21 protein-coding genes and 1 tRNA gene are annotated in these 22,042 nt (G+C 53.1%); 10 read left to right on the forward strand and 12 right to left on the reverse strand.

From position 1 onward, the window contains the following. Positions 1-23 precede the first annotated feature (23 nt). Positions 24-1,208, forward strand: coding sequence for an S-methyl-5-thioribose kinase (mtnK, locus tag WKJ04_RS13965; RefSeq protein ID WP_337880972.1), 1,185 nt, complete (start codon positions 24-26; stop codon positions 1,206-1,208). A gap of 283 nt (positions 1,209-1,491) precedes the next feature. Then, a complete protein-coding gene (locus WKJ04_RS13970; protein ID WP_337880973.1) occupies positions 1,492-3,756 on the forward strand; it encodes a TonB-dependent receptor in 2,265 nt (754 codons plus the stop codon). 62 nt (positions 3,757-3,818) lie between these two features. On the opposite strand, the gene ppc is transcribed toward WKJ04_RS13970, so the two are convergent. Both ppc and WKJ04_RS13980 read right to left on the reverse strand, forming a co-directional pair. Then, positions 3,819-6,449 carry a phosphoenolpyruvate carboxylase gene (gene ppc / locus WKJ04_RS13975; RefSeq protein WP_337880974.1) on the reverse strand — a complete coding sequence of 877 codons (2,631 nt, stop codon included), beginning with the start codon at positions 6,447-6,449 and terminating at the stop codon, positions 3,819-3,821. 157 nt (positions 6,450-6,606) lie between these two features. After that, positions 6,607-7,359 carry a hypothetical protein gene (locus tag WKJ04_RS13980; RefSeq protein ID WP_337880975.1) on the reverse strand — a complete coding sequence of 251 codons (753 nt, stop codon included), beginning with the start codon at positions 7,357-7,359 and terminating at the stop codon, positions 6,607-6,609. 148 nt (positions 7,360-7,507) lie between these two features. On the opposite strand from WKJ04_RS13980, the gene WKJ04_RS13985 reads away from it, so the two are divergent. Next, positions 7,508-7,581, forward strand: a tRNA-Gly gene (locus WKJ04_RS13985). 35 nt (positions 7,582-7,616) lie between these two features. Here WKJ04_RS13985 and bfr (WKJ04_RS13990) read toward each other — a convergent pair. Both bfr (WKJ04_RS13990) and bfr (WKJ04_RS13995) read right to left on the reverse strand, forming a co-directional pair. Next, on the reverse strand, positions 7,617-8,084 hold the full coding sequence (bfr, locus tag WKJ04_RS13990; protein ID WP_337880976.1) for a bacterioferritin: 468 nt from the start codon (positions 8,082-8,084) through the stop codon (positions 7,617-7,619). A gap of 1 nt (position 8,085) precedes the next feature. Then, positions 8,086-8,562 (reverse strand): bacterioferritin, encoded by a 477-nt coding sequence (gene bfr / locus WKJ04_RS13995; RefSeq protein WP_337880977.1) that lies wholly within the window; start codon positions 8,560-8,562, stop codon positions 8,086-8,088. A gap of 229 nt (positions 8,563-8,791) precedes the next feature. Here bfr (WKJ04_RS13995) and WKJ04_RS14000 point away from each other — a divergent pair, with 229 nt between their 5' ends. Next, on the forward strand, positions 8,792-9,487 hold the full coding sequence (locus WKJ04_RS14000; RefSeq protein ID WP_337880978.1) for a VC0807 family protein: 696 nt from the start codon (positions 8,792-8,794) through the stop codon (positions 9,485-9,487). Between the two features lie 8 nt (positions 9,488-9,495). On the opposite strand, the gene metC is transcribed toward WKJ04_RS14000, so the two are convergent. From metC to WKJ04_RS14015, 3 genes are all read right to left on the reverse strand, one after another. After that, positions 9,496-10,668: a cystathionine beta-lyase gene (metC, locus tag WKJ04_RS14005; RefSeq protein ID WP_337880979.1), complete on the reverse strand. Its 1,173-nt coding sequence runs from the start codon at positions 10,666-10,668 to the stop codon at positions 9,496-9,498. A gap of 50 nt (positions 10,669-10,718) precedes the next feature. Continuing rightward, positions 10,719-11,411 carry an EAL domain-containing protein gene (locus tag WKJ04_RS14010; RefSeq protein WP_337880980.1) on the reverse strand — a complete coding sequence of 231 codons (693 nt, stop codon included), beginning with the start codon at positions 11,409-11,411 and terminating at the stop codon, positions 10,719-10,721. Between the two features lie 107 nt (positions 11,412-11,518). Further along, a complete protein-coding gene (locus WKJ04_RS14015; RefSeq protein WP_337880981.1) occupies positions 11,519-12,160 on the reverse strand; it encodes a class II aldolase/adducin family protein in 642 nt (213 codons plus the stop codon). A 227-nt stretch (positions 12,161-12,387) separates the two neighbouring features. Between WKJ04_RS14015 and ubiD the strand changes: the two genes are divergently transcribed. From ubiD to fre, 3 genes are read left to right on the forward strand one after another with little or no spacing between them, the layout of a single operon-like run. Next, complete coding sequence (gene ubiD, locus WKJ04_RS14020; protein WP_337880982.1) at positions 12,388-13,866, forward strand: 4-hydroxy-3-polyprenylbenzoate decarboxylase; 1,479 nt, start codon at positions 12,388-12,390, stop codon at positions 13,864-13,866. Next, positions 13,863-14,156 (forward strand): 2Fe-2S iron-sulfur cluster-binding protein, encoded by a 294-nt coding sequence (locus WKJ04_RS14025; protein WP_337880983.1) that lies wholly within the window; start codon positions 13,863-13,865, stop codon positions 14,154-14,156. Before ubiD ends, WKJ04_RS14025 begins: the two co-directional genes overlap by 4 nt. Before the next feature lie 15 nt (positions 14,157-14,171). Continuing rightward, the gene (fre, locus tag WKJ04_RS14030) at positions 14,172-14,867 is read left to right on the forward strand and encodes an NAD(P)H-flavin reductase (protein ID WP_337880984.1); all 696 of its coding nucleotides are present in this window, start codon (positions 14,172-14,174) and stop codon (positions 14,865-14,867) included. A gap of 43 nt (positions 14,868-14,910) precedes the next feature. Here the strand turns inward: fre and purT are convergent, their stop codons facing one another. Beyond that, positions 14,911-16,095, reverse strand: coding sequence for a formate-dependent phosphoribosylglycinamide formyltransferase (gene purT / locus WKJ04_RS14035; RefSeq protein WP_337880985.1), 1,185 nt, complete (start codon positions 16,093-16,095; stop codon positions 14,911-14,913). Between the two features lie 110 nt (positions 16,096-16,205). Here purT and WKJ04_RS14040 point away from each other — a divergent pair, with 110 nt between their 5' ends. Then, the gene (locus WKJ04_RS14040; RefSeq protein WP_337880986.1) at positions 16,206-16,421 is read left to right on the forward strand and encodes a cysteine-rich CWC family protein; all 216 of its coding nucleotides are present in this window, start codon (positions 16,206-16,208) and stop codon (positions 16,419-16,421) included. On the opposite strand, the gene WKJ04_RS14045 is transcribed toward WKJ04_RS14040, so the two are convergent. The 4 genes from WKJ04_RS14045 to WKJ04_RS14060 are packed head-to-tail and all read right to left on the reverse strand — an operon-like array spanning position 16,412 to position 20,055. Continuing rightward, positions 16,412-17,905 (reverse strand): glycosyltransferase, encoded by a 1,494-nt coding sequence (locus WKJ04_RS14045; protein ID WP_337880987.1) that lies wholly within the window; start codon positions 17,903-17,905, stop codon positions 16,412-16,414. The genes WKJ04_RS14040 and WKJ04_RS14045 overlap by 10 nt on opposite strands. Beyond that, positions 17,893-18,972, reverse strand: a complete 1,080-nt coding sequence (locus WKJ04_RS14050) for a HEAT repeat domain-containing protein (protein WP_337880988.1) — start codon at positions 18,970-18,972, stop codon at positions 17,893-17,895. The genes WKJ04_RS14045 and WKJ04_RS14050 overlap by 13 nt, the downstream gene beginning before the upstream one ends. Further along, positions 18,953-19,684: a YaiO family outer membrane beta-barrel protein gene (locus WKJ04_RS14055; RefSeq protein ID WP_337880989.1), complete on the reverse strand. Its 732-nt coding sequence runs from the start codon at positions 19,682-19,684 to the stop codon at positions 18,953-18,955. The genes WKJ04_RS14050 and WKJ04_RS14055 overlap by 20 nt, the downstream gene beginning before the upstream one ends. Next, a complete protein-coding gene (locus tag WKJ04_RS14060) occupies positions 19,684-20,055 on the reverse strand; it encodes a response regulator (RefSeq protein ID WP_337841809.1) in 372 nt (123 codons plus the stop codon). Before WKJ04_RS14060 ends, WKJ04_RS14055 begins: the two co-directional genes overlap by 1 nt. A gap of 160 nt (positions 20,056-20,215) precedes the next feature. On the opposite strand from WKJ04_RS14060, the gene WKJ04_RS14065 reads away from it, so the two are divergent. Both WKJ04_RS14065 and WKJ04_RS14070 read left to right on the forward strand, forming a co-directional pair. After that, on the forward strand, positions 20,216-21,385 hold the full coding sequence (locus WKJ04_RS14065; protein ID WP_337880990.1) for a benzoate/H(+) symporter BenE family transporter: 1,170 nt from the start codon (positions 20,216-20,218) through the stop codon (positions 21,383-21,385). Then, positions 21,382-22,020 (forward strand): GntR family transcriptional regulator, encoded by a 639-nt coding sequence (locus tag WKJ04_RS14070; protein WP_337880991.1) that lies wholly within the window; start codon positions 21,382-21,384, stop codon positions 22,018-22,020. Before WKJ04_RS14065 ends, WKJ04_RS14070 begins: the two co-directional genes overlap by 4 nt. Positions 22,021-22,042: the final 22 nt, after the last annotated feature.

Raw genomic sequence — 22,042 nt, forward strand, 5'->3', positions numbered from 1 at the left:
GAACACAAGAAACGGAACCTCAGATGTCGGACTACCACCCATTCACCCCGGATCAGGCCGCCCACTTTGCCGATCTGCACAGCGATTTATTTGGTGATCACAGCCAATTGACTGCACAGGAGTTTGGTGACGGCAATCTGAATCTGGTGTTCCGGGTGAAAAACAACAGAAGCACCAGCCTGATCGTGAAACAGGCTTTGCCTTATGCGCGCTGCGTCGGTGAATCCTGGCCTCTGACACTGGACAGAGCCCGTATTGAAGCGCAAGTGCTGCGACAGCACGCCAAACTATGCCCTGACCATGTGGTGGAGGTTTACCATTTTGATCAGAGCCTGGCCGCTATTCTGATGGAAGACTTGCATCAGTACGAAATTGCCCGCAGTGCGTTAATTCAGGGCAAACGTTTCCCACTGTTAGGCCAACACATTGGCCACTATCTGGCGCAGGTTCTGTTCCACACCAGCGACTTTGTGTTGACAGGGCCAGTGAAAAAAGCCCAGCAGCTGCAGTTTAATAATCCTGAGCTCTGTCTGATCACCGAAGATTTATTTTTTACCGACCCGTACAGCAACCACGAACGCAACACCATCAGTCCGGCTATTTTGCCCCAAGCGCAACAACTGTGGCTGGACACTGAACTGCAGGCCGAAGTGGCACAGCTGAAGGCTGATTTCCTCAGTAAACCTCAGGCGTTATTGCATGGCGATATGCACAGCGGCAGCATTTTTGTGAAAGCAGACAGCAGCAAAGTGATAGACGCCGAATTTGGCTTCTTTGGCCCTATAGGTTTTGACTGCGGCAGTTTTATCGGCAACCTGCTGCTCTGTGCTCTGGCACAACCCGGCTTATGTCAGGACCCAGCCACAGCGTTAGACCGGCAGTCTTACCTGCAAGGCCAAATTGTGCTGTTCTGGACCACCTTCTCCGACGAGTTCAGCCACCTTATGCAGCAGGAAACCGCTGATATCTCTTTTCAGAATAAGCTGTTTCAGCAACGCTTTTTAACCCAGATCTGGCAGGATAGCCTGGGTTATGCTGGCTGTGAGTTGATCCGCCGTACTGTCGGTCTGGCGCACGTTGCTGACCTGGAAAAAATAGCGGATCAGAGTCAGAAAACTAAAGCAGAAACTGCAGCCCTGACGTTGGGCCGTCAGTTGATTATGCAGCGCTCCAGCCTGAGCCTCACCCAGTTAATCGAACTGATTTAACCCTTGCCGGCCAGTCGGATTTTTCGACTGGCCGTGCGCAACTGTTACAGCGCAAAATCTTTCATTTGTCGTGCCTTCATTCTTTCTTTAAGGTCTGAACATCCGGCAATCTCCGGCAATTGAGCGGCCAAAACAGCATTTTAAGCGACAAAATGCTATAGTAGCGCCGTGAAACAACAAAACCTGTGGTCACTCCAGGTTTTGTTTGGGTGGGCCTGTTTCACACAAAAATGCAGGACGCGTCATAACAGCTATTAAAGCCTCAACACTAAGGTATAACTTAATGAAAACATGCAAAAAGTCGGTTCTGGCTCTGGGTATTCAGGCCAGCCTGTTTGCTGCTGCCATGGGTCTTTCTCCCGCGCTGCTGGCGCAGGAAAGTGACAAAGACCAGGCACAAGAAGAAGCCAAACTGGAACGTATTATGGTGACGGCGCAGCGCCGGGTGCAAAGCACTCAGGAAGTGCCTATTTCAATTGCAACCTTAAGTGGCGAAAAATTCGACGCCCTGTTTTCCGGTGGCGAAGACATTCAGGCGCTGGCGAATAAGATCCCAGGTTTGTATGCCGAATCATCGAATGGCCGTGCTGCCCCACGTTTTTATATTCGTGGTTTAGGCAACACCGACTTTGACCTGGCCGCTTCTCAGCCGGTTTCTGTCATCATGGATGACGTGGTGATGGAAAACGTGATCCTGAAAAGTTTCCCGTTGTTCGACATCGCTCAGGCTGAAGTGATCCGTGGCCCGCAAGGCACGCTGTTTGGCCGTAACACCACAGCTGGTATGGTGAAGTTCACCACAGCCCGCCCTACTCAGGATTTCGAAGCTTATACCAAACTGGGCGTAGGTAACCTGGGCACACTGAATTTCGAAGGTGCGGCCAGTGGCGGTTTAACCGACGAAATTTCGGCCCGTTTGTCTGTGATGAGCCAGAACCGTGACGACTATATCGACAACGGTTTTACCGGCGAAAAAGACTTTACCGGTGGTCATGAAGAAAAAGCCGCCCGTCTGCAACTGCAGTACGAATCTGGTGATTTCAAAGCCTTATTAAACGTGCATGGCCGCGACCTGGACGGTACCTCGTCCATTTTCCGCCGTAACGTGCTGACCAAAGGCAGCAACGAGCTGAATGAAAACTATGACCGCGATACCGTGTATTACGACGGTGGTGAAGGCAACTACCAGAAGTATGAGAACAATGGTGGTTCGTTAACCCTGGAATACGCCTTTAACGGCATGACACTGACGTCTGTCACTGCTCAGGAGAACGCAGACGGGCATGGCATTGGTGATATTGACGGTGGTAACACTTCAGGTCCGGGTCCAAGTACCGTTGATCCTGCCGTCACTGAAGACCAATTGAACGACCTGGAACAATTTACTCAGGAAATTCGCTTAGCCAGCGACACCGACGGTCCCATGAACTGGCAGGTTGGCGCGTTTTACTTTGACTCCAGCTTTGGCGTCACCAGTATTGACGGCTTTTTCGGTGCCACTTCTGTGTACCATGAAAACAACAGCTGGGCGGTGTTTGGCCAAACCACTTATGACCTGAACGATCGCTGGGATGTGACCGCCGGTATCCGTTACACCTACGATGAAAAAGATTTCTGGGTGGGTCAGCAGAACGTCGATGGTTTTGCTTTAGTGATTGGTGCTGCCGCTATCCAGGATTACGATCCAATCAATGTAGACGATGGGCAGGTCAGCTGGGAATTAGCGACCAACTACCGTCTGACGGATACAACCAGTGTCTATGCACGTATCGCCGAAGGTTTCCGCGCCCAGTCTATTCAGGGGCGCAATGTCGCATTTGAGGAAGATCCAACCACTGCCGACTCAGAAACCATCACTTCCTTTGAAGTAGGTGGAAAATCAGACCTTTTAGACAATTCTTTGCGTCTGAACGGAGCGGTATTTTATTACCAGATCGATGATATGCAGTTATCTGCTATCGGTGGTGTAAACAACGGCAATACCCTGGTGAACGCTGACAAAGGCACAGGTTATGGCTTTGAAGTGGATGCGGAGTGGCGCGCCACTAAAAATCTGGTGTTAGGTGGTGGCTTCAGTTACAACCATACCGAACTGTCTGATGCCAGTTTGCTGGTCGGCACCTGTGGTTCAGGTATGTGTACTGTCACCAGTCCAACAGTCTCGTTGCCAACGCCTTCAGGTGATAAACTTTTTGCCTACGCCGATGGCAACCCCTTCCCGCAAGCGCCTGAAACTATCGCTACCATCAATGCCCGGTACGATATTCCGGTACCCAGCGGTGAAATCTACGTCTACACCGATGTGGCCTACCAGGGTAAAACCAATCTGTTCCTGTATGAATCAGCAGAGTTCTACACCGACGGTAACTACGAAGCCGGCCTGCGCATTGGTTACCTGAACTTCGATAACGAATACGAGCTGGCACTGTTTGGCCGCAATATTACCGATCAGGACAACCTGAAAGGGGCGATCGACTTTGCTAACCTGACTGGTTTCGTCAACGAACCGCGTATTTACGGTATTGAGTTTAAGAAAAGCTTTTATTAATCGATAACTGCAAAAATAAAAGGGCGTGTGATTCACACGCCCTTTTTTATTTTCTTCGAAATTTAGCCCGAATTACGCATACCGGCAGCAATACCGGCAATAGTCACCATCAATGCCCGCTTGATGCTGTCGTTCACGGTTTCAGGCGCGTGCCGCACCCGATCTAACAACTCCACCTGCAAAATATGCAGCGGGTCGACATAGGTATTGCGCAGCATAATGGATTCGCGGATCCAGGCTTCGTTGGCCATCAGGGTGTCACTGTGGATCAACTTGAGCAGCAGGTTTTTGTCTGCCTCCAGCTGTGATCGGAGCTGCAGGCCCAGTGGCAGCAGCGCTTCAGGCACCAGCTTCTCGTCATAATAGGCGGCAATTTCCGGGTCCGCTTTTAAGTACACCATTTCCAGCATCGACAAACGGGTGGCGAAAAACGGCCATTGCGCACGCATTTGCTGAAGTACTTCGGTTTTACCTGCTTGCACCACAGCCGCCAGCGCACTGCCTGCTCCCAGCCAGGCCGGTAACATCAAGCGGTTTTGTGACCAGGCAAAGATCCATGGAATAGCCCGTAAGCTTTCCACCCCCCCATTGGGGTTTCGCTTCGGTGGCCGGCTGCCTAACGGCAACTGGCCCAATTCCAGCTCCGGGGTAGCCGCTCTGAAATAAGGCACGAAATCAGGGTGTTGCCGCACGATCGCCCTATAGGCCTGACAGGAAATATCCGACAACTGCTGCATTAATTCGCGCCAGGGTTGCTGTGGTACAGGCGGAGGCAATAATAAGCCCTCCAACACCGCACTGGCGTATAACGCCAGACTGCGCTGCGCCAGACCGCTTAACCCAAATTTAAAGCGGATCATTTCACCCTGCTCTGTAACCCGCAGACCGCCAACCAGCGAGCCTGGTGGCTGCGACAAAATGGCCGCATGAGCCGGGCCGCCACCACGGCCTATGGTACCACCACGGCCATGGAACAAGGTCAGTTGCACCTGGGCTTCCTGACAAATCTGCACCAGGGCTTCCTGAGCGCTGTACTGCGCCCAGGCGGCAGCGAAAGCGCCGGCATCTTTGGCGGAGTCGGAATAACCAATCATCACTTCCTGCTTGCCCTGGATATAACCGCGATACCAGTCAATCGCCAGCAGTTTACGGATACAGTCCGGCGCATTGGTCAGGTCAGCCAGAGTTTCAAACAATGGTGCCACCCGCATCGGGAACCTGATACCGGCTTCTTTGAGCAGCAGCTGAACCGCTAGCACATCTGACGGCTTGCCAGCCATCGAAATCACATAAGTGGACAGTGCCTCCGGGCCATGACGGGCAACAATATCGCAGGTATCCAACACCTCTTTGACTTCGGGGCTGGGTTGCCAATTGCGCGGAAATAAAGGCCGTTTGCTGGCCAGCTCATTGAGCAGGAAGGCCTGACGGCTGCTTTCGTCCCAATCAGCGTAATCGCCAATACCGAGATAACGGGTAAATTCACTGAACACCTGAGTATGACGGCCCGATTCCTGCCGCACATCCAGCTTTAATAAGGTCAGGCCAAAGGCATAAGCCCGGCGGATCGTATCGCGTAGCAAACCATTGGCAATCACCTGCATTTTGCAATCCAGTAAGGACTGGTAGCAGAGTAACAAAGGGGCCAGCAGTTGCTGGTTTTCCCAAATCAAGTCGTCTGGTCGTTGCAGCCGGTCGTGTTTCAAGGCTTCACTGAGCCAGTCGCGGGTGTAAATCAGTTTTTGTCGTACGTCCTTTAACAGCCTGCGGTACGGCTCGGAATCATCACCCACCTGAGCACGCAACGCATCATTGGCCTGGCTCATCGACAGCTCATTGGCGAGCGTGTCCAAATCGCGGCTGAATAGGTCAGCGGCTTTCCAACGGCTGAGTAATAACACCTGACGGGTCACTTTTGCCGTGACAAAAGGGTTACCGTCCCTGTCCCCTCCCATCCAGGATGAAAAACGCACCGGCGCTGCATCCAGTGGCAGACCATGGCCGAGCACAGGTTGCAGTTCCTGCTCCAGTTCGCGGATAAAAGCCGGCACCGCCTGCCATAACGAGGTTTCAATGACGGCAAAACCCGACTTGGCTTCATCAACCGGGGTCGGGCGTTGTTCGCGGATTTCATTGGTATGCCAGGCTTGGGTGATCAGTTCTGACAAACGGGTTTCCAGCACCTGACGCTCGGCGGCAGACAAATCCTGCTCCAGCTGCGCCAGAGCCGCCGCAATCTCCGTCAGTTTATGGATCAGGGTGCGGCGGGTCACTTCGGTTGGGTGCGCCGTCAGCACCAGCTCAATCGACAGGTTTTTCACTGCAGCTTCAATTTTGGTTTTATCCACTTGCTGTTGTTGCAGCAAATTCAGCAGTTCCTGGATAGGCTGAGGCTTTTCAATGGTTAAACGACCGGCTTTACTGATGGTATGGTGCTGTTCTGCCAGGTTCGCCAGGTTAAGAAACTGGGCAAAAGCCCGGGCTACCGGCAGAATTTCTGCGTCACTCAGATTCACCAGCATTTGTTTCAGCTGCTGATCCTGCAACTGAGTGCCCTGGCGGGCCTGTTTCGCTAACGCTCTAATTTGCTCGATTCGCTCCAGAACCGAATCACCCAGCTGATTGCGGATGGTGTCACCCAGCTGGGTGCCCAACAAACCCACATTTGCCCTCAAGGCAGCATATTCCGACATATCCCACTCTCCTCGTTCCACTGCCTGTCGTGATTTTTTGTGCTTTTCTGCGTTGTTATCTCAACCCTAACTGGGAAAACAAAAGTACTCAACACTGATAGATTACAAAATCGACAACAAAATGGAAGTTTAGAAGTCTGGAAATCCGAAAATAATTTTAGGGCAAGAGACTCAGCTGCATGCTGCCCAGCTGTTGATAGTCAATCCGGACCGGGGTTGCCGCCGGAATAGTCCAGACACCGGCATAAGAGCCTGTAATGATCGCCTGCCCCTGAAACAGGCCAATTCCAAGCTGCGACAGCTGATTCACCAGCCAGTACAGTGGTGCTTTGGCATCCGCATTGGGATGCTTACCGGCAAACTGCTGGGGCGCTTGCCCTTCGACTGTTAAGGTCAAGGCCACTTCAACTGGTGAGGCAGCCACCTCCGGCCCCAGGTACAGGCCCTGGTTAAACAAACCTGCCGCCAGGTTATCCAGAAACTCCGCACCGGCATCACTGGCATAAGGCCGGATAATCAGCTCCAGTGCCAGATGTGTAGCAGCAACTGCCGCATCAATCTCGGCCTCGCTGTACGGGTCGTCCCTTGGTGGTAAATCCTGCCCCAGTACAAAAGCAAATTCAGGCTCAATGCTGTAGTCGGATGCCGGCCATTCAAAGCGGCATTGGTGTCCTTGTTCAAGCCGGCCAATAGGGGCCATCACCCAGCCTTTTTCCGAAGGTAAACCCGCTTTCCAGCCCCAGACGGGCTGCATCAGTTGGTGTAATAACTGCAGCTGGATCTGAATAGCTGCCAGTGAGGTGGCAGGTCTTAACTCATGGGGTAAAACCGCGGCCTGTTGCTTTGCCAGGCGGTAACGGGCCAGCTCTGCCGCCGCTTGTTGTACTGTATTTTCTGATGCATGGTGCATAAAGATGAGGTCTGAAAAGTGAGGAATAACTGAAATTAAACGGCAATTCCTAGAAAATGTCACTGAGTCGTTGCATTCGCTTTGGATGCATCCATTCCACTCAGGACATTTGACAAGCGGCCCAAGGCCCATTATTTTGGCAGCCATTGCGGGTGTCGTATAATGGTAATACCCCAGCTTCCCAAGCTGGTGCCGTGGGTTCGATTCCCATCACCCGCTCCAGATCCAAAAGAAAAAAGCGCTTAACGCGCTTTTTTTTACATTTGCGACTGCAGGTAATTGGGTAAGCCAATCAGTTTAATCAGCCGCAGTTGCTGCTCCAGCCAATGGGCATGATCATTTTCCGTGTCATCCAGTAACGTCATCAGCATATCGCGGGTCACATAATCCTGCTGTTGTTCACAGAGTGCGATGGTCTTCTTCAGCAAGGCGCCTACTGTGTATTCCACATTTAAGTCATTTTGCAGCATTGAAGGCACATCCTGGCCAACCTGCAGCGGATCACGTTTGCTGAGATCAGGCGTGCCTTCCAAAAACAGAATGCGTTCAATCAGCGCAGAGGCATGGGCTTTTTCGTCTGTCACTTCATGGTCAATACGTTCAAACAGCTTATGCAGGCCCCAGTCGTGGTACATACGCGAGTGAATAAAGTATTGATCCATGGCAGTCAGCTCATTGGCTAACAGCTCGTTTAAGGCAGCAATAATCTGAGGATGGCCTTTCATATTAATCTCCTGACCCCATTTGAGTTTGCAGGTAGTTTTCCAGGCCTACCAGTTGAATTTGTTGTTGCTGGGTGTCAATCCAGTCCACATGCTCTTCTTCATACTCCAGAATGTCCTGCAGCAACTCGCGGCTGACGTAGTCCTGCTGCTGCTCACACAGCTGAATAGCGTCACGCAGCAGCGGCAGTTGATCATGCTGGAACGCCAGATCACATTGCAGCATTTCTTCCGTGTCTTCACCAATACGCAACTTACCCAGCGCCTGCAGATTGGGTAACCCTTCCAGGAACAGAATACGTTCGATCAGTGCGTCTGCCTGCTTCATGTCTTTGATCGACTTTTTGTAGCAAACAGTATTTAACTGAGCCAAACCCCAGTTCTTATAAATACGGGCATGCAGAAAGTACTGGTTAATGGACGTCAGTTCACTGGTCAGTACTTCGTTCAGTTTGGCAAGCACCAAAGGTTGGCCTTTCATCGCAAGTTCCTGCTGTTTCATCAATAGCAGCAATTTTAGTCAAAAAACAAATAAAATCAATCAAAACACACAAAAAACATGAATAAAATCAACAACATGTAATTGATAACGCTTCGCTTTAATACCAGAGTTCTTGCTAAGTTTCGATCTTCAGCTCTTCGTAACGGCTATGGCCTGCCAGCGAAACTGGGTATACTCGGCCACATCTGACTTGCGGAGCTGCTGTCTTATGTCTGCACCAACCCCAAAAAAATCACCGGGTTTTCTGCTGAATTTACTGTTTAACATTGTGATTCCAACGCTGATCCTGAGCAAACTCAGCGAAGAGCAGCAGTTGGGTCCGGTTTGGGCTCTTGTGGCCGCTTTGGCTTTTCCTGTCTGTTTTGGCCTTTATGAGCTGAAACAAAGCCGGAAAGTGAACCTGTTCTCAGTGTTGGGGATTGTCAGTGTACTGCTGACCGGCGGTATCAGTTTATTGCAGCTCGACCCGGCTTATATCGCCATTAAAGAAGCGGCTGTACCGGGTGTCATTGCGCTGGCGGTGTTTGTCAGTCAATACACCAGGTACCCACTGGTGAAAAAAATTTTGCTGAATGATGAGTTGCTGGACCTGCACAAACTGCAGCACAGCCTGCAGCAAAAACAAGCCGAGGGCCTGTTTGAGCAGAAGCTGAAACACTGCGCATACCTGGTCAGTGCCGCTTTTGTGTTTTCATCGGCCATGAATTATGGCCTGGCCAAATACCTGCTGGTCAGCCAGCCAGGCACGCCGGCCTTTAATGAAGAGCTGGCACAAATGACAGCGCTGAGTTACCCGGTGATCGCCTTACCTGTGATGGTGATGCTGATGCTGGCCATTTTTTATCTGTTCCACCAGATTGGTAAAGTGACGGGCGAGTCGGTCGAACACTTTTTGCGCCAATAGCCGCCGCGTTAAAGCAGCGACTGCATGCGCTGATAAGCAGCAGCTAAATCGGCAATTAAATCATCCGGATCTTCCAGGCCTATATGCAACCGCAGCAGCGGACCCGCGTAAGGCCACTGACTGGCGGTGCGCAGTTTCTGAATGCTTAAATTAGGCATAATCAGGCTTTCAAAGCCGCCCCAGGAAAACCCCATTTTGAAGTGCGCCATCCCTTCGATAAAGGCCTGCATTGTTTTGGCATCGCCTTGTTTTAACACAAAAGAAAACAAGCCATTGCTGCCACTGAAATCCCGCAAAAATAACGGATGGCCAGGGTTGTCCGGTAAAGCCGGGTGCCGCACTGTTTCCACCCACTCTTGTTGCGCTAACCAATGTGCCACTTTCAGTGCATTGGTCTGGTGTTGTTCCAGCCGGATTTTTAAAGTGCGCAGGCCGCGGCTTGCCAGATAGGCATCGTCCGCAGAGGCGCAATAGCCCATCAGGTAACTGTGCTCACGCAGTTGCGGCCAGTAACGGCTGTTGGCGGTGGCAATGCCCAGCATGGCATCGGAGTGGCCAATAATGTACTTGGTCGCCGACTGAATACAGATATCGACGCCCAGCCCATACGCATCCAGCAGCAAAGGGGTGCCCCAGGTATTGTCCAGCAGCAGGCAAATGCCTCTGTCTTTGGCCACCGCTGCTATAGCCGGAATGTCCTGTATTTCCATGGTCAGTGAGCCCGGCGATTCCAGAAAAATAGCTGTGGTATTGGGACGGATCAGGCTGGCAATTTCAGCACCCAAGAGCGGGTCGTAATAGGTGGTTTCAATGCCAAGGCCCGCCAGCAGTTTGTCGCAAATCGCGCGGGTGGGTTCGTAGGCCGTGTCCACCATCAACAGATGGTCTCCCTGCTTTAACACCGACAATAACGCCGCATTAATAGCAGCAGCGCCACATGGGTATAAAGCGCAGCCGGCTGAGCCTTCCAGTTCACAAATCGCTTCCTGCAATGCAAAGTGAGTGGCAGTGCCGCGGCGGCCATAATAAGGCACCCTTTCACCGCGTTTGGCAGTGGCGTGCTTCAGCTCGTCCATCGTGTCAAACACTATGGTGGAAGCCCGGACCACAGGCGGGTTAACCGCCGAGCCCGTCCATTTTTTACCACGGCCAGCGTGGATCAGTTGCGTTGCTTTTTTCACAGAAGACTCCAGACATCCAGATGTCTGATTAAGCTACCTGATTTCACAAATCAGAGCCAGACAGGGATCTGATCTTTTTGTATCAGTTGCTCAAGGACGGGCTTCGCAAAGTAATACCCCTGAAACCAGTGGATGCCTTGGGCGAACAGATAATCCAGCTCAGCTTCCGATTCAATACCTTCCGCCAGAACCCTGGTTTGCAGCTGCTGGCAAACCGTCAGTATGCCTTTTAACACCGCTTGCTTTAACGGGTCCTGATCGATATTTCGGATCAGCCCCATATCCAGTTTCAGCACCGCAGGCGTCAGCGCAGTGAGCCAGGCGAGTCCGGCATAACCAGCCCCAAAATCGTCAATGGCGGTAATAAAGCCCCGTTTGGCATAGCTTTCAAAAATCCGTTTCAGCTTGCCCTGGTCGATAATTTGTTCACCTTCGGTCACTTCAAACATAATCTGTCTGATATCAAAACCAAACAGATCCGCCGCCTCAATGGTCGCGCGAATGCAGGTTTCCGGGTTATACACCGCATTGGGCAAAAAGTTAATGCTCAGCACTTTTTCCAGCCCCAGCCTGGATGCCGTTTCAATGGCTTTGACCCGACAGGCCTGATCAAAATAATATTTGTTGTTGTCGTTGATGTGCTCAAACACCCAGCCAGCACTTTGACCTTCAGGCCCTCGCACCAAGGCTTCATAACCCACTATGTCTTGTGCGGCCCAGTCCACTATGGGCTGAAATGCCATCCTGATGTCAAAACCAAGAGAGTTGCCGCTGAGGCAATCCATACAACTTTGTTGTTTGATTTGCGTGGGGAAATCCATAAGGCATGATAAAAAAATTGGGACTGACTTTACCTTAGGTTAGGTTGAGCCCCTAGGGCAAGTGCTTTTGCATAATACAGGCTCACCAAACTGACCGCCTCGTTGAAACAGTGGCCGTAACTGACCACACCATCGTCATGACCCAACATGGCAAAAAGTGCTGGCCCGTCACCGAGTCGGCGCACCAATTGCTGCACCGCCAACGCCATCTCCACAGTCCCATAAGGAATGTCGGCGGCTGTATGTGGCAGCTGCAGCGCCGCCGTTTGTTGCCAAATTGCCGGGCAATGCGCATGCACCACTACCCCAATACGTGGATCCGCCTGATACAAGGCGGCATGAGTCATCGACTCAGACGAAGGCGCCGTTTCGCCGCGGGCCCACAGCTGATTTTGCTGAATATCAACCCCGGTGACCAACGCGTAGTCGGCCGCCCGCAATTGCAAAGGCCCGCCGGTCTGGCTACCACTGATAATAAATTCATTCCGGCCATGGCGCTGACTCAGGTTGCCAAAGCCATAATTGTCATAACGCTGCGGGTGCTGGCCCAGCATGCCCAATTGATGCAACAGGGTACGCCAGGCATTGATTTCACTGACTTGCCCGGCCGATAACGCAGCACCGTGCTGAAAATTCAGCTGAAATTTAATCACCCCTTCCTGTTCATGCATCGGCCTGTGCCCCCACTTTCTTGCTGGCGTCATTATAAGGCCTGTTGGCATCCCAAGGTTACTTTTGCAGTAGTCTGGCGGGTTTTTATGCAAGGCAGCGCGAGAGCAGTGTAGCGATTCTACATAAACGAGTGCTAACGCTGCAGAAAGACCAGTCAGGCAAGCCCAGACTGGTCCACGCCGGGCAGCCATGTATAATAAGCCCAATCTTCTGCGGGCCATGTTTTATGAAATACAACGATCTGCGTGACTTTATCGACCAGCTGGAACAGCGGGGTTTACTCAAACGCATCCGGATGGAAGTCGACCCTTATCTGGAAATGACGGAAATTGCTGACCGCACGCTACGCGCTGAAGGTCCGGCTTTGTTGTTTGAAAACCCCAAGGGTTTTGACATTCCGGTGCTGGTGAATTTATTCGGCACGCCGGAGCGGGTGGCGTTGGGCATGGGTCAGACCGATGTGTCGGCGCTGCGCGAAGTCGGCAAACTGCTGGCCTTTTTAAAAGAGCCAGAGCCACCAAAAGGTTTTAAAGACGCCTGGGACAAATTACCTGTGTTTAAGCAGGTGCTGAATATGCCGGCCAAACAGGTACGTAAAGCACCTTGTCAGCAGGTGGTGCTGACGGGCGACCAGGTGGATTTAACCCAACTGCCAGTGATGACCTGCTGGCCTGGCGATGCGGCCCCACTGATCACCTGGGGGTTAACAGTCACCCGTGGCCCACACAAAGAGCGGCAGAATCTGGGCATTTACCGCCAGCAGGTGCTGGGGAAAAACAAAGTCATTATGCGTTGGTTGTCGCACCGCGGTGGCGCGCTGGATTTTTTTGAATGGCAAAAGGCCCATCCAGGGGAGCCATTTCCAGTGTCAGTGGCCTTAGGCGCCGATCCAGCCACTATTTTGGGCGCAGTCACCCCAGTGCCGGACACTTTGTCGGAATACGCCTTCGCTGGCTTATTGCGGGGTGATAACACCGAAGTGGTGAAATGCCTCAGCAACGACTTGCAGGTGCCCGCCAGCGCCGAATTTGTGCTGGAAGGTTACATTATGCCGGGCGAAATGGCGCCTGAAGGCCCTTATGGCGACCATACCGGCTATTACAATGAAGTGGATCAGTTCCCGGTTTTTACCGTGACCCACCTCACCCACAGAGAAAAGCCGATTTACCACAGCACCTACACAGGCCGGCCACCGGATGAACCTGCAGTGCTGGGGGTGGCCTTAAACGAAGTCTTCGTGCCTATTTTACAAAAGCAGTTTCCGGAGATTGTCGATTTCTACCTGCCGCCGGAAGGCTGTTCCTACCGGATGGCGGTGGTCACCATGAAAAAACAATACCCTGGCCATGCCAAGCGGGTAATGATGGGGGTCTGGTCTTTCCTGCGCCAGTTTATGTACACCAAGTTTGTCATTGTCTGTGACGACGACATCAACGCCCGCGACTGGAAAGACGTGATGTGGGCCATTACCACCCGGATGGACCCGGCACGCGACACCACGCTGATTGAAAACACCCCCATCGATTACCTGGACTTTGCCTCGCCTGTGTCCGGGTTAGGCTCCAAAATGGGCATGGACGCGACCAATAAGTGGCCAGGGGAAACCAACCGCGAATGGGGTGAGCCGATCGTGATGACGCCGGAAGTCAAACAGCGGGTCGATGCCCTGTGGGACAAACTGAATATACTGCCGGTGCCCAAATGAGCCAGCAGCAGGCGGATTATCAGGTCACCATTGAGCCCAGCGGCCTGACCTTCAGGGTCGGGCCAACGGAAACCGTGCTGCAGGCCGCCCTGCGCCAGGGCATTGATTTTCCGCACCGCTGCCAGCAAGGTGTCTGCACGGCCTGCGTTTGTCGTCTGCGCTCCGGTACTGTGACTTACCTGCCGCCTGAGCCTTTGAGTACACAGGACAAATCCATGAACTTTACCTATTGTTGTCTGGCCTTTGCCAGCAGCGATCTGGTGTTACATCATCCTTTTATTCGTGGTTAAGCCACAGGGTTATTCATGAGCAAAATACGTTGTACCGTTGACCAGTTATCCCCACTGACCTCAGGGGTCACCCGGGTCTTGTTGACCCCGGAACACCCGGTGCCTTACCAGCCGGGTCAGTACCTGCAAATCTGGCTGAGCGACGACGACAAGCGGCCCTTTTCTATTGCGTCCACTCCGGCACAAGCCCAGCTGGAGTTACATATTGGCGGTGCTGTGACCGACCCGTACGCCAGTCAGGCGCTGGCGCATCTGCAACAGCATGCAGAAATTACTGCAGAAGTCGGCTTAGGTCAGGCGTTCTGGCGCGAAGACAGCCAGAACCCTATTATTCTGCTGGCCGGTGGCACAGGTTTTTCTTATGTGTACAGCATTGCGCAGGCGATAGCAGCGGCGGCGGTCAAACGCCCGGTATTTTTGTATTGGGGCGTGCGGGACCAGTCAGCCCTCTATCATCTGGCAGAATTGCAGCAATGGGCTGACACCGATGCACATTACCGTTTTATTCCTGTGGTGCAAAACCCGGACACTGACTGGCAGGGCCGTTCTGGTTTGGTGCATGAAGCCGTGCTGGCGGATTTTGTCTCGTTGGAAGCTTACGACATCTACCTGGCCGGGCCCTTTGCCATGGCCGGTGTGGTAAGGTCAGCCTTTTTGGAACAAGGTGGCAAACGCGAGCAGATGTTTGCCGATGCCTTTGCGTATATCTAGATCGGATAACCGGGAGCGTTAAAACGCTCCCCTACATAAAACATTAACCCAGCGTCAGCTGAATTTTTGCCACGACATCCAGCGCTTTTTGTTTGGCATGGCCGGTACTGTCACCCAAAGCCAGTGCGACCCCCATCCGGCGCTCCCCCTGCACTTCAGGTTTACCGAAAATCCGCAGGTCGGTGTCGGGCTGCATCAGGGCCTGTGCCAGGTTGCCATACCCAATTTCGCGCGATTGACCGGCCACCAGCAACACGGCCGAAGCGGCAGGGCCATACTGACGGATTTGTGGGATCGGCAGACCAAGAATGGCACGGGCATGCAAGGCAAATTGGCTGTAGTTTTGCGAAATCATGGTCACCATGCCGGTGTCATGCGGCCGTGGCGACACTTCACTGAACCAGACCTGGTCGCCTTTGACAAACAGCTCCACACCAAACAAGCCACGACCGCCCAAAGCTTCAGTCACTTTGGCTGCATACTGCTGCGCCAGCTCCAGCGCTTTGGGTGACATGGCCTGCGGCTGCCAGGATTCGCGGTAGTCCCCTTTTTCCTGGCGATGGCCGACTGGTTCGCAAAACTGGGTGCCGGATATGGAACGCACAGTCAGCAGGGTAATTTCGTAGTCAAAATCAATAAAACCTTCGACTATCACCCGGCCTTTGCCGGTGCGGCCGCCTTCCTGTGCATAAGCCCAGGCGCTTTCCAGATCCGCAGCAGACTTCAGCACCGACTGGCCTTTGCCGGACGATGACATAATAGGTTTGACCACACAGGGGTAACCCACAGCCGCCACCGCCGCCAGATAACTGGCTTTGTCATCGGCAAACTGATACTTCGACGTCGGTAACCCCAGTTCTTCTGCGGCCAAACGGCGAATGCCTTCGCGGTTCATCGTCAGATGAGCAGCTTTGGCGGTCGGCACCACGGTAAAGCCTTGTTGCTCCAGTTCGACCAGAGTACTGGTGGCGACAGCTTCCAGCTCAGGCACAATCAGTGCCGGTTTTTCTTTAATCACAATCTGGCGCAGCGCAGAAGGGTCCAGCATCGAAATCACATAATGACGGTCAGCCACCTGCATCGCCGGTGCATTGGCGTACCTGTCCACCGCTATCACTTCACAGCCTAAACGTTTTAATTCAATACAGACTTCTTTTCCCAGCTCACCGCTGCCCAACAGCAATACTTTATGGGCATTGGCAGCCCCTGGTGTTCCGATTCGGCTCATGTCCGGCTCCTGAAATTTAATTGCGCAGAGCATAACAAAACTTGCCCGCAGAGGCCGACTTTTTCCGGCCACTGGGCTATAGTCTGCGCAAAAAAGTAAGAGTGCTTTGAATGAACATAAAATTATGCCCGCGTTGTGGCCAGTCCAATGCCTGTATGGCGCAAACTGACAGGCCACAAGACTGCTGGTGTATGCAGCTGACGTTGTCAGCAACCTTAAAGGACCAATTGCCTGAAAGCAGCCAGTGTTACTGCGAGCGCTGCCTGCGGCAACTGCAGCAACAAGCCGACGCACAGCCGCAAATTTATCAGCCGGTTCAGCCCTGAGGCGGGTCGGATTTATCGTCAGCTTTAGCGGTTTGGGCGGCCGCTTGTTGCCACTGGCCTGAACGCTTCATTGCGCCCCAACTGCTTTTGCTGTTGCGCATCCAACGCCACAACCCCTTCAGCCGCCACCAGGAGTTCAGCTGGCGATAACCAAAGTTTTCAATAATCGCCAGGCTAAATAGCCGCAAAATGCTGCGCCGTCCGGGGTACACCGGGTACGACATTTCTTCCAGCACTAAAGCGACCACTGAGATCAGCACGCCAAAGCCTATGGTGGCCACCAGAAACGCCAGCATCGCCACAGGATCCAGCCAGCCGGCCAGCCATGCAGTCAACATAAACAGGTAACCAGCCACTTCAATGGCAGGACCAAAAGCTTCAAAAATTAATGAAAACGGATAAGCCAGCCAACCGACAGCGCCAGCTTTGCGGTGAAATAACAAGGAACGGTTGGCCATCAGACTTTCCAGCAAACCGCGCTGCCAGCGTACCCGCTGGTTGCTCAGTGTCGCCAGGTCTTCCGGCGCTTCTGTCCAACACACCGGGTCTGGAATAAAGTAAACCCGGTACGGCTTCTGCGTTAAACGGAACAACTTATGCAGCCGCACCACCAGCTCCATATCTTCACCAATGGTGTTATGCCGGTAGCCACCTGCTTCTATAACCGCTGATTTACGGAACACCCCAAAGGCACCACTGATAATCAATAAACAGTTCAGCGGTGACCAGCCTAGCCTTCCGAACAGAAAACCGCGCAGGTATTCGATGATCTGTAACTGAGGCAACAATTTTTCCGGCAATGCGGCCTTGAGCAGTAAGCCATCTTTCACTTCGCAGCCATTGGCAATGCGCACCGTGCCACCGGCAGCAATCGCATAGGGATCATCCAGAAAAGGCCGGATAATGCGCTGCAAACTGTCGCGTTGCAAAATAGAATCGGCGTCCACCCCACAAAACAACGGAAACCTGGACAAATTAATGCCCGCGTTTAAAGCGTCGGCTTTACCACCGTTTTGTTTGTCGATGACTTTCAGGTTTGGATAACGGCTGGACTGATAAATACCCAATATCGGCTGGCAAGCCAGATGCAGCGGGCAAGTGGCCGAAGAAGGCACCAGCTGAAACTGTTCTTTTAGCACCTGCATAGTTAAATCTTTTGAGCCATCGTTGACCACTATGACTTCGTATTCTGGGTAGGTTAACTGCAACAGCGAGTGGATAGACCCAGAAATGGTCGCTTCTTCGTTATAGGCCGGCACCAGCACTGAGATAGGCGGTAAAAAGCTGGCATAACTGGCTGGCATCAATTCAGTGCGGGCCGACTGGATCTGCCCACGCATCACCCAGAGCGCAATCAGGTTCAGCGCCAGATACCCTAAAGACAGCAATACGAAATAACCAATAAACAGCCATTGCAGAGCAGCCACCACTGGGCTGCCCAGGCCAAACTGCAGCTCCTGCTGCCACTGGGTTAACCAGTCCATGCTGTCCTCTTCATGCGTTCTGTTTCATCCAGTACCTGATGCAAAATATCCCGGGCGAAGGGGTCATCCAGCTGCAACCAATGTTGCTGCTCTTGCGCACTGACATCCGGTAACTGCAATAGCGACTGCGCAGCACGATACCGCACCCACCAGCTTTTATCCTGCAACAGGATCAGCAACAAAGGCACATCTTCTTTGCTACCCAAGCGTCCCAGCGCTTTGGCCAATTGAACTCTGACTTGCCAGTGCGGCGAGTTATGCAACAAACGCAGCGCAGGTAACAGATCGGGCGAAATGGCACTGGAGCAGGCTGTGGTCATCAGTTCCATCTGGTCCGGGTATTTCTCCAGCGCCAGCAGCACCAGCGGCTGACAATCGAGCGGCGACAACAAGGACATCAGTTTGATCAGGCGGCCCAGCTCTTTTACTGTGGCGCGTTCAGCGCTTTCCGTTAAGGCCCGGACGACTAACTCCGAAGGCAAACGCACCAATAACCCGGCCAACCGGCTGACCGACCAGTCTTCTCTGTGCAGCTGTGACAGCACCACAGGTAGCCCCAGCCAGGGGTCGATGGATAATAAAGAGCGGGCGGCTACCAGCGAAAACAGTGTTCTGGAATCAATCACATAAGGCATTAATTTGGCGAAGGCTTTTTTGTCCTGCACCAAACCGAGTGTCATAATCGCGGTCAGCTTTTTTTCATTGTCAAAGCTATCCAACCATTGGTGCATCACGGGCACAAAACCCAAGCGTTGCGCCAAATCGGCCAGCCGCTCCGACGCAGAGCCCCGCACCGTTTGCTCCAGCTGCAACCACAACTGCACCACCACACCAAAACCAGCAGCGTCTAAGGATGGCAGCGGCCCCTCTGTCTGTTCAGTATCATAAATCCAGCTGAACAGCAGAGGGGTCCATTGCTCGGTCGCCGTTTTGCGGTGCAAGTTACGCTTATCCCGCTCCTTGTGCATCACCAATGCCAGCACCAGCAACAGCAAGGTCAGCACCAACAACGCAGCAGTGCTGTACCAGACTAATTGCAACAGCGGATCAGAAACTGTAGCGGACACTCAGACCGTACTCCGTTTTCTCATACAATACGTCCTGTTCAGACCAACTGGCGTTGTAGAGCAATTGCCAATTCGGGCTCAGCCCGAGCTGACCAAAAAAACCATAACGGCTGACATCCATCACCAGCACCCGGTTGGGCAAACGTTCCAGTTCCTTGCCTCTGACTGCCAGCAGTGTGATGGAGTCCGTGTCATTGAAGTAGTAACTCAGTTGCAGTAAATGGGTGTTGGCCGTCCCAGCGTCTTCTGGCCTTGAATGATAAAAGGTATAGGCCAGCCGGTAAGCGCCCATATAATGTTCGTTCATCAGGCTGTAACTACGGCTGTCCTGCTCATCATCCTGACTCAGCATCACGCCGGGAGTCACCACCCAACCAGGCGCCCAGGACCAGGCCAGCTGCGAGCCGTAATTCAACTCAGGTCGCACCCGGTTTTGCGGGCTATAGGCAGCCTGCCACAACCAGGTCAGTTCATTATTGAGTTTGTAGTTACCATCAAACAACCATTCCTGGTCCTGCAAGCCAAAACGCTCGCTGCGCTGATAACGGCCACCCCAACCATAGCTGCCTTGCTGCTGACGAAGACCGGCAAAATAAAACCAGCCGTCGGCCAGACCATTCGTCAATTGCTCTTGTCCCGAGCCTATTTCCAATTGCGTCGCACCAGCAAGCCCAGGGGCCAGCATCAACGCAGCCACGCATAACATTCTCATCAGCGCCTCTCCATCAGCCGTTTTAAACGGGCACTGAACTCATGAGGCTGAAAGGGTTTCACCAGATAATCATCGGCACCTTTTTTCAAGGCCGAGGCAATGTCCGATTCGCCCATTTTGGCGGTCAGTATCAGCACAGGAACTTTCTGGCCGTGCGGCTGTTTACGGAGCTGCTCCAGCAAATACACGCCGTCCAGAAAAGGCAGCATCAGGTCCAGAATTACCGCAGAAAACCCTGGCTCGGCAATACGCTGTTCCGCCGCAATACCGTCTTTCAGCCACTCCACCTGATAACCTTCACGCTGCAGAATAAACTGCAACAATTTACCTATCAGCTCATCATCTTCAATCAACAGTACAGTGGGTTTCATCGGATTTCCCTTTCAAAGCTCCCTTCTAGATATTCGATTTCGGTAGCGGGTTCAAGCCATCACCGGAAAAAGTCCTGCTTTCAGCTCTCAACCTTGATTTTTGTATACATTTTTAATTAATGTGTACAAACAATTTCGAGGTGACTATTTCGAGGTGAGCATGCTGCTCAAAAGTTTACCGGCCATCAGTGCCGGTTTTGTCGCTGTTTTAGTGGGATTTGCCAGTTCGGTGGCTATTGTGTTTCAGGCCGCTGCCAGCGCCGGTGCCGACCAGGCTGTGCTGAATTCCTGGCTGCTGGCTTTGGGGGTGGCGTTGGGTTTGAGTGGGATCAGCCTGTCCTGGTATTTTCGTATGCCGGTGCTGACCGCCTGGTCAACGCCAGGCGCCGCGCTGCTGGTCAGCAGCCTGCAGGGTTTTAGCCTGGCAGAAGCCACAGGGGCCTTTATGCTCAGCGCGGCTATCAGCCTGGTGCTGGCGCTGACCGGCTGGTTTGACAGTCTGTCGCGCCGTATTCCGCTGCCTGTCGCCAGCGCCATGCTGGCTGGTATTTTGTTTAACTTCGGTGTCGCGCTGTTTAGCGGTTTGCAGCAGGATTTTCTGCTGGTGTTGGGCATGCTGTTGTGTTTTTTAATCAGCAAAGAGTACTGGCCGCGTTATGCCACAGTGCTGACGCTCGTCGTCGCATTAATTTATGTCAGTCTGACCGGCCAGTTTCAGCCCGGTGAGCTGAGCCTGAGTTGGCCAAAACCTGTTTGGGTCAGCCCAGAGTGGTCACTGGCCGCATTGATGGGGGTGGCCATTCCACTTTGTATCGTCACCATGACGTCGCAAAATATTCCTGGCCTGGCGGTATTGCAAAGTGCCGGGTATCAGGTGCCAGCCCGGCCTGTATTGGCCGGTTGTGCGCTAAGCAACCTGCTGTTGGCCCCTTTAGGCGCCTTTTCAGTGAACCTGGCTGCCATTACCGCCGCCATTTGCGCCAGCCCGGAGGCCAACCCGGACCCGGCACAGCGCTACAAAGCCGCCATTGCAGCCGGCATATTTTATCTGCTCAGTGGCCTATGTGGCGCTGCGGTGGTTGCTTTATTTCTGGCGCTGCCTGCCGTGCTGGTCAGCGCTATTGCCGGCCTGGCCTTACTTGGCACCATCAACAGCAATCTGGGCGCCAGCCTGCAGCCTGGTCCAGCCCGGGAAGCCGGCTTAATTACCTTGCTGCTGACGGTGTCCGGCGTCAATTTCTTTGGCATAAATTCAGCCTTTTGGGGTTTAATTGCTGGCTTGGCGGTCTATACACTGCAGCAATTGCTCCAAAAGGGAAAACCAGCGTGAAATCATTAAGCCTTTATCAGCGCTTGCGTCAGGATATCCGTCAGGGCATCTGGCCCGCGGGTCAGCTGATGAATCAACAAAAATTGTCAGACCATTACCAGGTCAGCCGCATTCCGGTGCGGGACGCGCTGCAACAACTGAAAGCCGAAGGTCTGTTGGTGATGGCGGGCAAAGCCAGCCTGAAAGTGCCGGAGCTTTCTGCAGCCGAAGCCGAAGAGCTGTACCAGATCCGCTTAGCCCTGGAGCCATTGGCGTTGGAGCGCGCCCTGCCAGCACTGAGCTTTCATCAATTAGGCCGGGCTGAAGATTTGTTGCAGCAAATAGAGCAACAACAGCATTTATCCGCCGCCGACCGTGGCGCCATGAACTGGCAGTTTCATGCGTTGTTGTATCAGGCGGGCGGGCAAAACCCACAGCTGATGCAACTGCTGCACAGAGTGCATCAACAGGTCGAGCGTTATCTGGGCTTTCAGGAGCTGGCGCTGAACTATGCCGACACCAGCGCCGCAGAACACTGGCAGCTGCTTAAACTGTTACGTGAGGGGCAAAACGATCAGGCGCTGGCACTGCTGCACTCACATATAGCGCAGGCAGGCCAGCTGCTGGTTCAGCATTTAACGACGGCTAGTCAATAAAACGACCACCAAGAATACGTAA

The sequence above is a fragment of the Rheinheimera sp. genome (genome assembly GCF_037442345.1).
Taxonomy (GTDB): domain Bacteria; phylum Pseudomonadota; class Gammaproteobacteria; order Enterobacterales; family Alteromonadaceae; genus Pararheinheimera.

What these genes read in the sequence shown, in the direction of transcription:
- mtnK (WP_337880972.1), top strand. Translation starts at nt 24, where the DNA reads ATGTCGGACTACCACCCATTCACCCCGGATCAGGCCGCCCACTTTGCC.
- WKJ04_RS13970 (WP_337880973.1), top strand. Translation starts at nt 1,492, where the DNA reads ATGAAAACATGCAAAAAGTCGGTTCTGGCTCTGGGTATTCAGGCCAGC.
- ppc (WP_337880974.1), bottom strand. Translation starts at nt 6,449, where the DNA reads ATGTCGGAATATGCTGCCTTGAGGGCAAATGTGGGTTTGTTGGGCACC.
- WKJ04_RS13980 (WP_337880975.1), bottom strand. Translation starts at nt 7,359, where the DNA reads ATGCACCATGCATCAGAAAATACAGTACAACAAGCGGCGGCAGAGCTG.
- bfr (WP_337880976.1), bottom strand. Translation starts at nt 8,084, where the DNA reads ATGAAAGGCCATCCTCAGATTATTGCTGCCTTAAACGAGCTGTTAGCC.
- bfr (WP_337880977.1), bottom strand. Translation starts at nt 8,562, where the DNA reads ATGAAAGGCCAACCTTTGGTGCTTGCCAAACTGAACGAAGTACTGACC.
- WKJ04_RS14000 (WP_337880978.1), top strand. Translation starts at nt 8,792, where the DNA reads ATGTCTGCACCAACCCCAAAAAAATCACCGGGTTTTCTGCTGAATTTA.
- WKJ04_RS14010 (WP_337880980.1), bottom strand. Translation starts at nt 11,411, where the DNA reads ATGGCATTTCAGCCCATAGTGGACTGGGCCGCACAAGACATAGTGGGT.
- WKJ04_RS14015 (WP_337880981.1), bottom strand. Translation starts at nt 12,160, where the DNA reads ATGCATGAACAGGAAGGGGTGATTAAATTTCAGCTGAATTTTCAGCAC.
- ubiD (WP_337880982.1), top strand. Translation starts at nt 12,388, where the DNA reads ATGAAATACAACGATCTGCGTGACTTTATCGACCAGCTGGAACAGCGG.
- WKJ04_RS14025 (WP_337880983.1), top strand. Translation starts at nt 13,863, where the DNA reads ATGAGCCAGCAGCAGGCGGATTATCAGGTCACCATTGAGCCCAGCGGC.
- fre (WP_337880984.1), top strand. Translation starts at nt 14,172, where the DNA reads ATGAGCAAAATACGTTGTACCGTTGACCAGTTATCCCCACTGACCTCA.
- purT (WP_337880985.1), bottom strand. Translation starts at nt 16,095, where the DNA reads ATGAGCCGAATCGGAACACCAGGGGCTGCCAATGCCCATAAAGTATTG.
- WKJ04_RS14040 (WP_337880986.1), top strand. Translation starts at nt 16,206, where the DNA reads ATGAACATAAAATTATGCCCGCGTTGTGGCCAGTCCAATGCCTGTATG.
- WKJ04_RS14045 (WP_337880987.1), bottom strand. Translation starts at nt 17,905, where the DNA reads ATGGACTGGTTAACCCAGTGGCAGCAGGAGCTGCAGTTTGGCCTGGGC.
- WKJ04_RS14055 (WP_337880989.1), bottom strand. Translation starts at nt 19,684, where the DNA reads ATGAGAATGTTATGCGTGGCTGCGTTGATGCTGGCCCCTGGGCTTGCT.
- WKJ04_RS14060 (WP_337841809.1), bottom strand. Translation starts at nt 20,055, where the DNA reads ATGAAACCCACTGTACTGTTGATTGAAGATGATGAGCTGATAGGTAAA.
- WKJ04_RS14065 (WP_337880990.1), top strand. Translation starts at nt 20,216, where the DNA reads ATGCTGCTCAAAAGTTTACCGGCCATCAGTGCCGGTTTTGTCGCTGTT.